The sequence below is a fragment of the Pseudoalteromonas sp. 1181_04 genome (genome assembly GCF_052850545.1).
In genome coordinates this window covers 182,569-197,207 of sequence record NZ_VXCS01000007.1, presented here as the reverse complement: position 1 = coordinate 197,207, position 14,639 = coordinate 182,569, and the positions used below count along the sequence as shown (strand labels likewise).

Below are 14,639 nucleotides of genomic sequence, written 5' to 3'. Positions count from 1 at the left end.
AATAATTATTAAAAGCTGAGGAGCTAACTCTTCAGCTTTTTTTGTGCTTAAAGCATGCTACAGCAGCGATTTTAGCTTATATAGTAAATCTTGAGCTTGGCGTGGGCTTAAGTTATCTAGGTCAACCTCAGCGAGTTGTGCTTCTACCTGTGATGGTTCAGCTGCAAACAATGATGGCTGTACTGCATTGATATCAGCAGTGACTGGCTGATGATTCTCCAGCATTTTAAGCTTTTGTTTTGCCTGCTTTATAACTGCTTTTGGCACCCCAGCTAAGGCCGCTACTTGCAAGCCAAAACTTTTACTTGCGGCACCATCAAGTACGGTATGCATAAAGGCGATTGTGTCGTTGTGCTCTATCGCATCTAAGTGAACATTCACCAGTCCCGCTTGTTGCTCGGCCAGTTCGGTAAGTTCAAAATAATGGGTTGCGAATAAAGTTTTAGCGGATATTTTTGATGCTAAATGATCCGCTGTTGCATAAGCTAATGATAGACCATCGTAGGTACTCGTCCCTCGGCCAATTTCATCCATTAACACCAGTGACTGCGCGGTTGCATTGTTTAAAATGGTGGCTGTTTCGGTCATTTCGACCATGAAGGTTGAGCGACCTGATGCTAAGTCATCACTGGCGCCAATACGTGTAAATATACGGTCGATATTACCAATCTTAGCGCTGTCTGCTGGCACAAAGCTACCAATGTGTGCCATTAACACAATCAGTGCAGTTTGGCGCATATAGGTTGATTTACCGCCCATATTTGGTCCCGTAATGATCAGCATTTTACGCTGAGCATTAAGCTCTACAGGATTGGCAATGAAAGGGTCTTTCATTACTTGTTCAACAACTGGGTGGCGACCTTGCTTAATACTAATGTCATCGTTATCGCACAGTAGCGGTTTTGCATAGTTCAATGCAATTGCACGCTCGGCAAGGTTATTTAGCACATCTAAATCTGCCAGTGCTGCCGCCATTATTTGTAGCTGTTCAATGTGCGGGGCAATAAATTCAAACAGTTGTTCGTAAAGTTGCTTTTCAAGCGCCAGAGCTTTTGATTGGCTACCTAACACTTTATCTTCATGCTCTTTAAGCTCTGGAATTATATAACGTTCGTTATTTTTAAGCGTTTGGCGACGAATATAATCAGCGGGCACTAAATGTGCGTTGGCACGACTTACTTCAATAAAAAAGCCATGCACACGGTTATAACCGATTTTAAGGGTGCTAATACCGGTGCGTTCACGCTCGCGCTGTTCGAGTTGTTCAAGAATGTCGGTAGCACCTTGGCTGAGTGAACGCCATTCATCGAGTTCACGGTTGTAACCCGGTGCAATTACGCCACCATCACGAATAAGTACCGGTGGGTTTTCAATCACTGCTTGCTCAAGTAATTGCTGTAAATCAGGTAATTCAGGAGATTGCGCGATGATCTGACTAATGCGAGGATCGCTGGCATCGGTTAATAGCTGGTGCAGTGGAGCTAGGGCTTGTAGTGCGCTACGCAGACGGGTTAAATCGCGCGGACGAGCGGTCCACAATGCTAAACGAGCAATAACACGCTCAATATCACCTATTTGTTTTAATGACTCATGTAGCTCACCACACAGCTGTACACCGATAATGGCACTAATCGCATTAAGGCGAGCGTTAAGCTCAGGTTTAGAACGTATTGGTGTATGAATACGACGCTTTAATAGCCGTGAGCCCATCGCTGTTGCTGTTTTATCAAGTACTTGTGCTAAGGTGTTTTCAAAGCCACCAGAGAGGTTAACGGTCAACTCTAAATTTTTACGGGTGGCAGCATCTAAGATTACTGCATGTTCGTTATGTTCTAATGTGATGGCGCGAATATGGGGTAGAGCAATACGTTGCGTGTCTTTCACATATTGCATAAGGCAACCGGCGGCAACTAATGCAGCAGTTGCTTTATTAACCCCAAAACCGACTAAATCTTTGGTGCCAAACTGCTCGCATAACAAATGTTGTGCAGTGTCTAAGTCAAACTCCCATTCAGGACGACGGCGAATACCTTTGATATGCTCAATCAAATGAAAGTTGGCAAAGTCTTCGCTATAGAGTAACTCTGCTGGTGCTAAGCGTTGTAAAGTTGAACTAAATGCTTCTTCAGTATTTACTTCAACAATATTAAAACGGCCTGAGTTAATATCTAAGTAAGCAATGCCATACACGCCTTTTTTACTTTGCCAAACGCTGGTCAGTAAATTATCTTGGCGCTCTTGTAATAGTGCTTCATCAGAAATGGTGCCAGGGGTAACAATGCGTACAACTTTGCGCTCAACAGGTCCTTTGCTGGTTGCAGGGTCGCCTATTTGCTCACAAATAGCGACGGATTCACCCATTTGTACCAAACGAGCTAAATAGTTCTCTACCGCATGATAAGGGACGCCTGCCATAGGAATAGGATCGCCGCCGGCTTTACCACGGTGAGTTTGTGAAATATCAAGCAGTTGTGCTGCACGTTTTGCATCATCAAAAAATAGCTCGTAAAAATCGCCCATGCGATAAAACAGTAAAATATCACGATGCTCAGATTTTATTTTTAGATACTGCTGCATCATCGGAGTTTGTTGACTTATATTGTGCGGTGCATAAAGATCGAACGACATGTATTTACCCAAAGGCTGAATATGGAATTACATCAAGAGATTAAAACACTTGCTGCGCAGTTAGGCGCTATTTTAACGGATAAACGCTTATGGATCACTAGTGCTGAATCATGTACTGGTGGTGGAGTGAGTTATGCGTTAACAGATACCCCTGGCAGCTCGGCTTATATTGACCGTGCATTTGTAACATACAGTAATCAAGCTAAGCAGGATTTACTAGGGGTTACAGAGCAAACCTTAACTTTATACGGCGCAGTGAGTGAGCAAACTGTTTTGCAAATGGCCGCGGGTGCGTGTAAGGCCGCAGGGGCAGATATTTCGGTTGCAGTATCGGGTATTGCAGGTCCAGGTGGTGGCAGTACAGAAAAACCAGTAGGTTTAGTATGGTTTTGTATTCAAATTGGCGAGAAACAGTATCCGAGCCAACAGATATTCGCAGGCGATAGAGCGCAAGTTAGGTTGCAAGCTATTGTTTACTCATTAAAAACCATTATAGAAAAGATAAATTAATAAAATTAGCTTGATACTGTGATTTCATACAGTATACTTGTCTGCATTAGCCGGATTTGGAGAGTAAAATGAACGATAACAAACAAAAAGCGTTGGACGCTGCTTTATCTCAAATTGAACGTCAATTTGGTAAAGGCTCAATAATGAAATTGGGTGACAATAAAGCGTTAGATATTGATGCTATATCAACAGGCTCTCTGGGCATTGATATCGCATTAGGCATAGGTGGTTTACCTATGGGGCGTATTGTTGAGATATATGGCCCTGAATCATCAGGTAAAACAACGCTAACATTACAAGTTATTGCTGAAGCACAAAAAGAAGGTAAAACCTGTGCTTTCGTTGATGCTGAGCATGCACTTGATCCAATTTATGCCCAAAAATTGGGTGTAAATATTGATGAGTTATTAGTTTCACAACCTGATACAGGTGAACAAGCACTTGAAATTTGTGACATGTTAGTACGCTCAAGCGCTGTTGATGTGGTTGTTGTCGATTCGGTTGCGGCATTAACACCGAAAGCTGAAATTGAAGGCGACATGGGTGATTCACACATGGGCCTACAAGCACGTTTAATGTCACAAGCATTACGTAAGCTAACTGGTAATATCAAACGTTCAAACACTTTATGTATTTTCATTAACCAAATCCGTATGAAAATTGGTGTTATGTTTGGTAACCCAGAAACCACTACTGGTGGTAACGCACTTAAATTCTACGCGTCAGTACGTTTAGATATTCGTCGTATCGGTTCTGTTAAAGAGGGCGACGAAGTGGTGGGTAACGAAACCCGCGTTAAAGTGGTGAAAAACAAAGTTGCTCCTCCGTTTAAGCAAGCTGAATTTATCATCATGTATGGTGAAGGCATCTCTAAGCATGGCGAGTTAATTGACTTAGGTGTTAAGCATAAGCTAGTTGAAAAAGCAGGTGCTTGGTATAGCTACAATGGTAGTAAAGTTGGTCAAGGTAAATCAAACTCAATTAAGTTCTTGAAAGAGAACCCTGAGATCTCTAATGAGATTGAAGGTAAGTTACGTGATATGTTGCTATTAAAAGCAACAATAAAGCCTGACGATGTTGAAGATACAGTGTTAGCAGATGATGCTGAGCTTTAAAAGTATTTAATAAGCGCGATTTGACCCGCACTTAACATTAAAAAAGCCGCTAAATAATATTTAGCGGCTTTTTTGTATTTGTAACAGCCAATACCTTAAGCCAATTGGGTGTAGATAATTGAACTTTGATAAGGTATATCACAGGCATAAAAAAGCGGCCAAAGCCGCTTAAGGAAGTAATATAATTTTAGTTTTAGCTTAGAACGCGTATTTAACTGAGAACTGCAGGCGATCTAAATCACCATCAACGCCACTTTCTGTTTCACGTTCTGCATGCTTTAACTCAGCACCAAACGTTAAACGTTTAACTGGTGAGTATAAAATATTAGCGCTATAGCTTTGGCTAGATTCAGTTGGGTCACCGGTAATCGTAAGCAAATCAGTGTTATTGTCTGCTGAGAAGAACGAGTAAAGGAATGTTGAGCGCCATTGGTTATTCCAATTGTGCTGGTAAGCGATAAACCCTGATGTAGAGTCAATTGCATCTAGCTCATCACCATTAAGCACTGCACCATGCGCAACATTTAAGCCAACGTAACGACCTAAGCCTTTACCTTGGGTAAGCATAAATTTAACGTTGTCTTGGCCAACTTTAAACATACCTGATGCACTAATACCAATTGATGTTTCATCAGCGTCAAGGCCGCCCACTTTATAAGTAAGTTGACGAGCAAGCGCTGCAACCACTAAGTTACCCCAATCAGCAGTATGTGTGTAACGTGCTGTGAAATCCGGTAACGATGCATCATCGGTTACAGCCATACCATTTGAAGTTGTAATTGTACTTTCAGGGTTTTCTAACGAGAAAGACCATGCGCCAGTTGTGTATTTAACTTGTGCTTGGCGAACAAATACCGTGCCTTCAGCTGGACCTACAAAATCAAGAGTTTCAGGCAGTGCGCCAACATTTTGGAAGTTTGACCATGTTTGACCAAACAACCAGCCGTCGTAAGCAATAAATGCGTGGCGAATACGTGGCGCGTATGAGTTAGATACGCGTTCATTACCGCCAGCAGCAGACGCTAAAAAGTCTATTTCGATTTTACTACTTATGGTTTTGCCGTTGTCTAAGAGTGTTGATGTACCAAAATTAAAACGAGACTGACGTGCGTGCATATCAAATACAGCATCAGAGTTGTTGTCGGCACCGACTGTTAATGTACTTGGTACATAAAAGTCACGCCCTACATTTGTACCTGCAGGCGCACCAGCTGAATAATCACTCCACATTGCATCGAGTTTTATATAACCGCCATAAGTCACATCAGTGCCACCGATGGTTGCGGCTTGTGCTGTAGCTGAAAGCGCGCACAATACGGCTGTGGCAGTAAGTGTTTTTAATACTGTTGATTTTGTTGTCATAGTCAAAGTCCTATTCGGGGCTGCTTGTTGCATTATTATACTTGTGTTGTGATACCACTTTTGATTAAGTATGCTTTTTACTCAATTACCTATTGGTCTATTAGACTAAGGTGGCAAGCTTGCCATCTCAGTATAAACATATCATTAACATTTTGTATTGATAGCGTAAAATGATGAAATTTTAAAACAATTTGAGCGTACAGTGAAATAAATCAAAGATAATACAACTAAGGTCTAATACTTTCGCCCGCTATGCTGGGTGATCCTTAAGATAGGCCTTAGGCAAGTAATTAAAATGGAGACGACTATGTCACAAAGTATCTATCCAGTTCCTGCACATATCAAGAATGCAGCCTTAGTTGATAACGATAAATATAATACACTTTACAAGCAATCTATTGATGATCCAGAAGGTTTTTGGGCAGAGCACGGTAAACGTCTCGATTGGTCAACACCTTTTACTAAAGTAAAAAACACCTCGTTTGATAAAGGCCATATCAGTATTAAATGGTATGAAGATGGTGAGCTTAATGCTTCGTATAACTGTATTGACCGCCATCTGGCAACTAAAGCAGATAAAACGGCATTGATCTGGGAAGGCGACGATCCATCGCAAAGTGAACATATTTCTTATCAACAGCTGCATGACGAAGTGGCAAAATTTGCCAATGGTTTGAAAAAACTCGGTGTTAAAAAAGGCGATCGTATTGCTATTTACATGCCTATGTCACCGCAAGCTGTTTATGCAATGCAAGCATGTGCGCGTTTAGGTGCAATTCACTCGGTAGTCTTTGGTGGTTTCTCACCATCAGCAATTGCTGATCGTATTAAAGATTCTGGTGCTAAAATTGTTATTACTTCTGATGAAGGGCGTCGTGCAGGCAATACAGTGCCGCTGAAAGCAAATGTTGATGAAGCCGTTGCACAACAGTCGGTCACTACCATCGAACACGTTGTTGTACATCAGTTAACGGGTGGCGAGGTACAATGGCATGAACATGATGTATGGTGGCATGATTTAGTTGCTGATCAAGCCGCAGAGTGTGCACCAGAGCCGATGAATGCAGAAGATCCACTCTTTATTCTTTACACTTCAGGTTCAACAGGTCAGCCTAAAGGGGTGGTTCATACGACTGGTGGTTATTTAGTATATGCATCGATGACTCACGAATATGTGTTTGATCTAAAAGAAGATGATATCTTTTGGTGTAGCGCCGATGTGGGCTGGATCACAGGTCACAGTTACATTGCTTACGGCCCATTAGTTAATGGCTGTACGCAAGTCTTATTTGAAGGTGTACCCACTTACCCAACCGCAGGACGTATGGGTGAAGTAGTCGATAAGCATAACGTTACAATTTTATACACAGCGCCAACGGCAATTCGTGCACTGATGGCCAAAGGCGATGAACCAACAGCGACTTCAAACCGCGATAGCCTACGTATTTTGGGCTCGGTGGGGGAGCCAATCAACCCAGAAGCATGGACTTGGTATTACGAAAACATGGGTAAAGGTAACTGCCCAATTGTTGATACTTGGTGGCAAACTGAAACTGGTGGCATCATGATCACACCTTTACCAGGTGCAATTGATATGAAACCTGGTTCTGCAACCCGTCCATTCTTTGGTATTGCGCCAGCATTATTTGATGCTGAAGGTAATGCTCTGGAAGGCGCAGTTGATGGTAACTTAGTTATTCTTGATAGCTGGCCATCACAAGCTCGTACAGTTTACGGCGATCATGAACGTTTTGAACAAACTTACTTCTCAGCTTATCCGGGTGTGTACTTTACTGGAGACGGTTGTCGCCGTGATGAAGATGGTTACTACTGGATCACCGGCCGTGTTGATGATGTATTAAACGTATCAGGACATCGCTTAGGTACTGCCGAGATTGAAAGTGCACTGGTTGCTCACCCTGCGGTTGCCGAAGCTGCTGTAGTAGGTTACCCGCACGATATTAAAGGCCAAGGTATTTATGTTTACCTAACGCCAAACGAAGGTATAACGGTCAGTGACGAATTAACCAAAGAAGTTCGTAACTGGGTTCGTAAAGAGCTTAGCCCAATTGCATCGCCAGATATGATCCAATGGTCACCAGGCTTACCGAAAACGCGCTCTGGTAAGATCATGCGCCGTATTTTACGTAAGATCGCTGCAAATGAGCACGAGCAATTAGGTGATACCTCAACACTTGCAGACCCTGGTGTGGTTGATGAATTAATCGAGAACCGATTAAATCGTTAAATATGCGTTAAAAACTTGATTAGAAGTTGATTCTAAACGTAGTATATCGGCTGTCAGCTATTTGATAGATGGCAGCCGAATTCATTAGGAGTGAACCATGAGTCAGTTTTTAATAGCGGATGACCACCCGTTATTTCGCGAAGCACTAAAAGGGGCATTAACGGCAAAGTTTGATGGTTTAGAGGTTTTTGAATCTGAAAATTTTGAAACTACATTGCAAGTGCTGAGCGAACAAGAAGATTTAGACATCTTATTACTAGACCTACATATGCCCGGCAGTGGCGATTTATATGGCCTAATTCGCATTCGTGAAGATTATCCAAGCTTGCCAATTGCTGTTGTCTCTGGCAGTGAAGATATCAATATTGTTTCAAAAGTTATGAGCTACGGGGCGATGGGATTCATTCCTAAGTCATCATCATCAGATGATATTGCCGGAGCAATTAATCAAATACTCGATGGCGATGTATGGCTACCACCTGAGCTTAAAGACAAAGTAGCGAGCGTTACCAATGAAGATAAAGAAATCGCCGCTCAAGTAGCCTCCCTTACCCCACAGCAATATAAAGTGCTGCAGTACTTACACGAAGGTTTGTTGAATAAACAGATCGCTTATGAACTACATATTTCAGAAGCAACGATCAAAGCGCACATCACCGCGATATTCCGTAAGCTTGGAGTGTATAACCGCACGCAAGCGGTGTTGATAGCTGCAAAATTACAACTCGAACCTATCGAGCAAACACATTAAGTACAGTATAAAAGTAGTCAATAATAAAAAAAATAAAGAGGCGTTGAGCCTCTTCATTCTACTCTATTTCTAGAACCTAGCTAAATACGACGGTTCGATTACCATTAATAAATAGCTTATGTTCTGATGCTAATTGCAGTGCTTTACAAAACACTGTTTTCTCTACATCTTTGCCCATTTTAGCCATCATTTCAGCGGTGTTTGCATGGTTTACATGGGTGACGTCTTGTATAATAATCGGCCCTTCATCAAGCTCATTATTAACAAAATGCGCCGTCGCACCAATGATCTTCACACCCCGTTCAAATGCCTGATGATACGGTTTTGCACCGATAAAAGCAGGTAAAAATGAATGATGAATATTGATAATTTTACCGTCAAAACGGCCTACAAATTCAGGGCTTAAAATCCGCATATATTTGGCAAGGCCAATGATATCGGGATTGTAGCTGGCAATTAAGTCACCCACTTGCAGGTCGTGTTCAGCGCGTGATAACCCTTCATGGCTGACCACATGAAACGGCACATCAAAGCCCTTCGCCAATGGCGCTAAGTCAGGGTAATTAGCAATCACAGCCAATACTTCAATATTCAGTGCTTGCTCAAATTGCTTTAGCAATACGCCCCCTAAGCAGTGGGCTTCTTTAGTCGCTAGTAACACCACTTTAGTTTTCTCGTCAGTGTGCAGTGCTAATTGCGCGCCATCGGGTAACAAAGCTTGTAATTGATTTAAAAAATCTGGATGTGGTTGGCCCGTTAGTTCAGTGCGCATAAAAAAGCGCTGAGCATCTTTATCTACAAATTCATTATTGCGGGTAATATTTAAATTATGCTGATGACAAAGCCCGGTGATTTTCGCTATTAAGCCGACATCATCGGCACATTGCGTGGTTAGTATCGTGTTCATTTTTCCTCATTCTAATCCCGTGAACAGTGGCTCCATTATTTGTTAATTTGTCACAATAGCAAGGGCTTTATTGAGAAATTCAGTATTACCTAAATTGCTATAAGTGGAAAATAAAAAAATATTTTAATTTTGTGAGAAATTATTATACAGATTTCGTTATGGGTTATTTATTGTTCATTATCTTATTATCGTCAGGTAGACAAAATATAACAACGAAAGGGATAATTTTATGAATCTAATTAAATCAATGCTTGCGGCATCTATTTCGCTGGCTTTATTGTCTGGCTGTGAATCTGATTTTGTTGATCACCCTGATGAGCCTATAAATACCGCACCAGTTATTAGCGTAAGCGATACAGCAGTAGTTGAAAAACAAGCTATTTCAATCAGTGCCACAGTGCAAGATGAAGGCCCCGTTACTTATCTTTGGAGCCAAAATGCAGGGTTGTCAGTTGCATTAGAGAACACCAATACAGGGACTGTTAGCTTTATTGCGCCAAGTGTTAGCGAAGATAAAAAAATATCTTTAAATTTAACTGTTACAGACAGTGAAGGTTTAACGAGTGAAAAAAATGTTGTAGTTGATATTCAACAGCAGCTGGTTAAATTATCACTGGAAGGCATAGCAACAGATTCCCCCTTAATTGACGCGGCTATAAAAGCCAAAATAGGATCGCAAGAGTTCACGACAACGACAAATAGCGATGGTTATTATAGCTTAGAGTTAGCACTTGACGATGATGCTGATATGAGTCAATTGGTGACAATTGAAGCACAGGGTAAAGAGCAACAACAAGCCGCTTTGTTGCAGTCACGACTAATGAGCTTTGCAAGCTTAAAAACGAAAGCGGGCGATGACGCTGTACTTACTAATGACGAAGACTTTTCGGTAAATATTACTAATCTAACCACAGCAAAGTCGGCGCTTTTGGCGCGAGAAAATTTATTCGTAGACATTAAAAGCGAGCAAGACTTGAAACGCTTGTCGAATGAGATTAGTGCTGATGAGCTCGTTAAGGTTGCTACGACTATAAAAGTTATTTTGGACAAATCAACGAGCAATGAATTATTTGCTTTACCCGAGGGAGTAAATAATGTTTTAGAGCTGGCTTTAGATAATGAAAAAATGACTCAGTATATTAAAAAAGTGGAGCAAACGCCCGAGTTTAGCCAGGCCCAAGAAGAAATGCTAGCTGATGAGAAGGTTGTTCAGTCTACAAAGACTAATAACATTAAAACTTTTTACTATAATCGTGGCAATTTATCTATTAATCAAGTTATTGAATTAGATAACGACGGCACTGGTCGTTACCTTCTTCAAAATTATGATGGTCGCTTCGACTGGATATATCAAAACGATGTGTATACCTTAAATAATCCTGAAGGTTTTTATGCTTATCAGACTACTGCTGATATTGAAATTGATGGTGAAACAAAGCGGGTTCGCCAAGAGGTTACTACTTATAAAGCAGAGCTAAAGTTAATTGCGGCAACTGAAAATGGTTTTTTAGTCAAAGAAACTGAGTATAAAAATGTAGAGTACCCAGATGGTGAGTTAGAAAATTATCAACTCACTAACGAGTCTATCCTTAAAGTATTCACTCAAAATGAGCAAGTTGATTTTACCTTCGCGCAAACTCAAAACCCTATTGCATTGCCTGCACCGCATATTTTCGTTGATCAAGTATCTCTTGGTGCGATTACGTTAATGTTAAATGACGATGGAACAGGTGCTGTTTCAGAGCTTGGAAATACGCCTATTACTTGGCGAATGATAGAAGATAATAACAAACAGTCATTACATATCACACTGAGTGATTACGATAATGAAACAATACTATTTAGGCAATTAACAAGTGATGGTGATATTGCAACGTTTGCTGCATTTAGTGAATTTGACGGAATTAAAAATGCGAGTGTAGGTACTGGCAGCATTATCGACGAATCAGAGACATTCAATATTGCAACAATCCCTGGAATATATAGCTACAACTTTGATGGTAAGAGTTTAGATGAGTTTTGGTTTGAGCTTTGGCCTGATGGCAAAGCTATTTCGATGAGTGTGTACGACAGCAATGAGGATGGGCAATTATCAGTTGCTGAAAGTCGAATTTATGCTGGTAACTGGCATCTTGATGATGACATTCTTACAATAACGCGAAACCTAAATGGACGAGATGATTGTTACTACGTTGAGCAAGATCCTAATTGCTGGTTGTGGAATACTCGGCAATGGAAGCTAATTGAACAGATCGAAGATACTATTTATGTAAATAACATGCATCAATTTACCTATAGCCAAGGTGAGGAACCAAGAGAGAAAACGTTCGATAATCGCAAGTTTAATCGAGCAACTGAGCGGCCTATTTCGTCGCCACTACCTGATGAAATTTTACAACAGATAGGCTATCAGCCCCCTGTTTCTTTGACTGGCCTAATTAGCCCTAATAACTACTTGGGTAAGCGTTTGTATTTTACAGATCATGATTATAAAGTGGAAGGCGAGCTTGGTTATTTTCAATTTGATGACAATAACTCATTTCAATATTATCAAGATAACAACCTATCAACAGGGACTTACCAGATATTTTCTGATAATCAATTAATATTACGCGATGGTTCATCATTAATGTATGGGGCTAATTATAGTTTATTAATTGGCTCGAGTAATGTGGTAATTGCTACTTTTAAAGAGCATATTTGGCCGCATTTTACTAGCGAAAACGATGCCAAAGAATACATGAGTATTGTTGCCGACAATAAACCAGTAAGTAACGTCGAACATTTAATCGGGCGCGATATATATATGGTCGACCGAGATCGAGATGATCAGTGGGTGGTTAGTTATTTGAAGTTTGATGAAGATAAAATCACAATTTATAGTGATGAAAGTTTCACAACCATTAATACAGAGCTTGATTACAGTGTTGATGACACAGGCATGATTAGCTTCCCTGATGATCAAAATACAATGTACTTATCGTTAGTGACTGATGAGTTTAATATTATTATTACTAATGATGTAGGAAATAGCAGTAAAGATTTTAACTATTTCTTATTTGATCAGCAAAAAGCAAAAGATTTTGTTAACAACACAAATGCATTAAGAGAAAGCGCACAGCGTTAACTCCACTTACAATCTTTTAGTTTTAACAAAAATAAAGCGCGATAATTTTTATCGCGCTTTTATTCGTTTTAGTGGCCTGCAAAATTACCGTCGCAGAGATTTTATATCACGTAAAATGTGTAAATGTTAGGTTATAAGGCCGACGCGGGGTAAACCCTTAAAAGAACGGGGGTAAACCCGCTGTTATGGTGTTGTATGGAGGTGATTGTGGCTCGTTTAATTTTTTGTTGTTTGATGGTTGGTGTTTTACCAGGGTGCGCGATGAGTGACCCATCTGCAGAGATTGATGAAAATCAGTATGTATATCCTTATAAATGTACACATAAAGGAGAGGTTGAATATCATTCAATCACGGCACGTGAGCCTTTAAGTAAAGCGTTTTTAGCTAAAATGCAAAATGCATTGCACGAGGGCTTTGAGCTAGACCCTAATAGTTGCGTGCCTGTAGAGGCAATACCAGACGCTAAGAATAAGTAATTCGTCTCAACGATTTAGTAACGCCATTAAGACAGATAAAAATATTTTAAATTTATGAGAAAAATTTAACTTCTATTCGTGTCTGTCATTGTTGTGATTTCTTCGTAAAATTTATTTAGCTATAAATAATAACTATCTAAGGAATTACATGAAGTTACAGTTTGAATCACCTAAAGTTAAAACATCAATTTTATTCACGTTCAGTCTTCTTCTATCTGCTTGTGGAGGTGGTAGCGATGACTCACAAACTACAAAATCTGATGCAGATAAACAGCCAGATAAAGTAGAAGCGTCGCGCTTAGTGTGGGAAAAATTATTACCAACAACAAGCTTTGCTTATTACTCGTCACCGGCACTTAGTGCTGATGAGCAAACAATTTATATAGGCACAGCTAAGAATGTACGCAATGACCCCGCAGGCAGTGATTTGATGGTAGCTTATAACCGCAATGGCAGTGAAAAGTGGCGTTACACTTTGCCTAATGGTGAAGAAGTGCGTTCAAGCCCTGTTGTACATAATGAAAATATTTATTTCACTGTTGATAAGCGAGTAGGTGAGTTTGAAAAAGCATATCGCGATTTAGTAGCTCTAAATAGTAGCGGCGAGCAAATGTGGCGTCAACGCGTATCTGATTATGGCTTTCAAACAGGTTCTGGTTTAACCAAGGTTGCGGCTTTTGAAGGCCAAGTTATATATACCGGTTTAGATATCCGCGCTTTTAATGCGCAAACGGGTGAGAGCTTGTTTGAGCGTTTATGTAACTGTGCAGAGCGACAAGACCGATTTGTAAATGGAGCGGTAAATCACAATGGAGAATTGGTATTTTATGATGAAGGGCGCGTACTTAAGCTTGATTTAAATAGTTATGAGTTAGTTGGCGAATTCAAAGATATAGACACCTTTGAAGGTGACTTGGTTTACTCTACTCCAGCTATTGATTCTAACAATAATATTTACTTTGGGTCTGAAGCCGGAGTTTTATACAGCTTTGATGATAATTTGGATCTTCGTTGGCAGTTTGAGTTACCAAACCCGCAGGTGTTCGAGGCGCCATACATTCGCTCATCGGTAGCGATAGATGAGTCGCGTAGTACGATTTATTTTGGTACAAAAAATAATGATGATAGTGAGTTTTACGCACTCGATATCAATGATAAAAGTATAAAATGGCAAGTGGCAATTACCGGTGATGTTTATGTGTCTCCTACCATTGGCGATAATGGTAATGTGTACTTTTCTTCAGAAAGTAATTTACTTTATACATATAAACCAGATGGCACGCTTGCATGGCAATATGATTTAAAAGCAAATGTAACTTGGTCTTCTCCAGCTATCGATAGTCAGGGGGTTTTATACATAGGTACTTTATCTGAAAGTAATGTATCGGCCGCTAGTGCAACAGGTAAGCTTGTGGCTATTCAAACCGGCAGCACAGGTTTAATGCCTAATACTTGGTCTAAAATTCACCGGGATAATCAAAATAGTGGCGTGGTTAAGTAAAGTTAAAGTAAAG

The 14,639-nt window shown here is 40.5% G+C and carries 10 protein-coding genes; 7 read left to right on the top strand and 3 right to left on the bottom strand.

Features of this window, described 5'->3' with window-relative positions; genetic code table 11:
* Positions 1-57: 57 nt before the first annotated feature.
* The gene (mutS, locus tag FW757_RS07865) at positions 58-2,628 is read right to left on the bottom strand and encodes a DNA mismatch repair protein MutS (RefSeq protein WP_182797567.1); all 2,571 of its coding nucleotides are present in this window, start codon (positions 2,626-2,628) and stop codon (positions 58-60) included.
* Positions 2,629-2,649: 21 nt separating this feature from the next.
* Here mutS and FW757_RS07860 point away from each other — a divergent pair, with 21 nt between their 5' ends.
* Together FW757_RS07860 and recA are read left to right on the top strand one after the other, a co-directional pair.
* Entirely contained in the window at positions 2,650-3,138 is a 489-nt protein-coding gene (locus FW757_RS07860; RefSeq protein ID WP_145235284.1) for a CinA family protein, read from the top strand.
* A 68-nt stretch (positions 3,139-3,206) separates the two neighbouring features.
* Complete coding sequence (gene recA / locus FW757_RS07855) at positions 3,207-4,253, top strand: recombinase RecA (RefSeq protein ID WP_145235287.1); 1,047 nt, start codon at positions 3,207-3,209, stop codon at positions 4,251-4,253.
* Between the two features lie 198 nt (positions 4,254-4,451).
* On the opposite strand, the gene FW757_RS07850 is transcribed toward recA, so the two are convergent.
* Positions 4,452-5,615, bottom strand: coding sequence for a DcaP family trimeric outer membrane transporter (locus FW757_RS07850; protein WP_182739730.1), 1,164 nt, complete (start codon positions 5,613-5,615; stop codon positions 4,452-4,454).
* Between the two features lie 307 nt (positions 5,616-5,922).
* Here FW757_RS07850 and acs point away from each other — a divergent pair, with 307 nt between their 5' ends.
* Together acs and FW757_RS07840 are read left to right on the top strand one after the other, a co-directional pair.
* Entirely contained in the window at positions 5,923-7,863 is a 1,941-nt protein-coding gene (acs, locus tag FW757_RS07845; protein ID WP_446441072.1) for an acetate--CoA ligase, read from the top strand.
* 97 nt (positions 7,864-7,960) lie between these two features.
* Positions 7,961-8,614 carry a response regulator transcription factor gene (locus FW757_RS07840; protein WP_145235295.1) on the top strand — a complete coding sequence of 218 codons (654 nt, stop codon included), beginning with the start codon at positions 7,961-7,963 and terminating at the stop codon, positions 8,612-8,614.
* Between the two features lie 76 nt (positions 8,615-8,690).
* Here the strand turns inward: FW757_RS07840 and purU are convergent, their stop codons facing one another.
* The gene (gene purU, locus FW757_RS07835) at positions 8,691-9,521 is read right to left on the bottom strand and encodes a formyltetrahydrofolate deformylase (protein ID WP_182717186.1); all 831 of its coding nucleotides are present in this window, start codon (positions 9,519-9,521) and stop codon (positions 8,691-8,693) included.
* Positions 9,522-9,750: 229 nt separating this feature from the next.
* Between purU and FW757_RS07830 the strand changes: the two genes are divergently transcribed.
* The 3 genes from FW757_RS07830 (at position 9,751) to FW757_RS07820 (ending at position 14,626) form a co-directional block, all read left to right on the top strand.
* The gene (locus FW757_RS07830) at positions 9,751-12,648 is read left to right on the top strand and encodes a PKD domain-containing protein (protein ID WP_446441071.1); all 2,898 of its coding nucleotides are present in this window, start codon (positions 9,751-9,753) and stop codon (positions 12,646-12,648) included.
* 207 nt (positions 12,649-12,855) lie between these two features.
* Positions 12,856-13,125 (top strand): hypothetical protein, encoded by a 270-nt coding sequence (locus tag FW757_RS07825; protein ID WP_145235301.1) that lies wholly within the window; start codon positions 12,856-12,858, stop codon positions 13,123-13,125.
* 148 nt (positions 13,126-13,273) lie between these two features.
* On the top strand, positions 13,274-14,626 hold the full coding sequence (locus FW757_RS07820; protein WP_404699001.1) for an outer membrane protein assembly factor BamB family protein: 1,353 nt from the start codon (positions 13,274-13,276) through the stop codon (positions 14,624-14,626).
* The last annotated feature ends 13 nt before the right edge of the window (positions 14,627-14,639 follow it).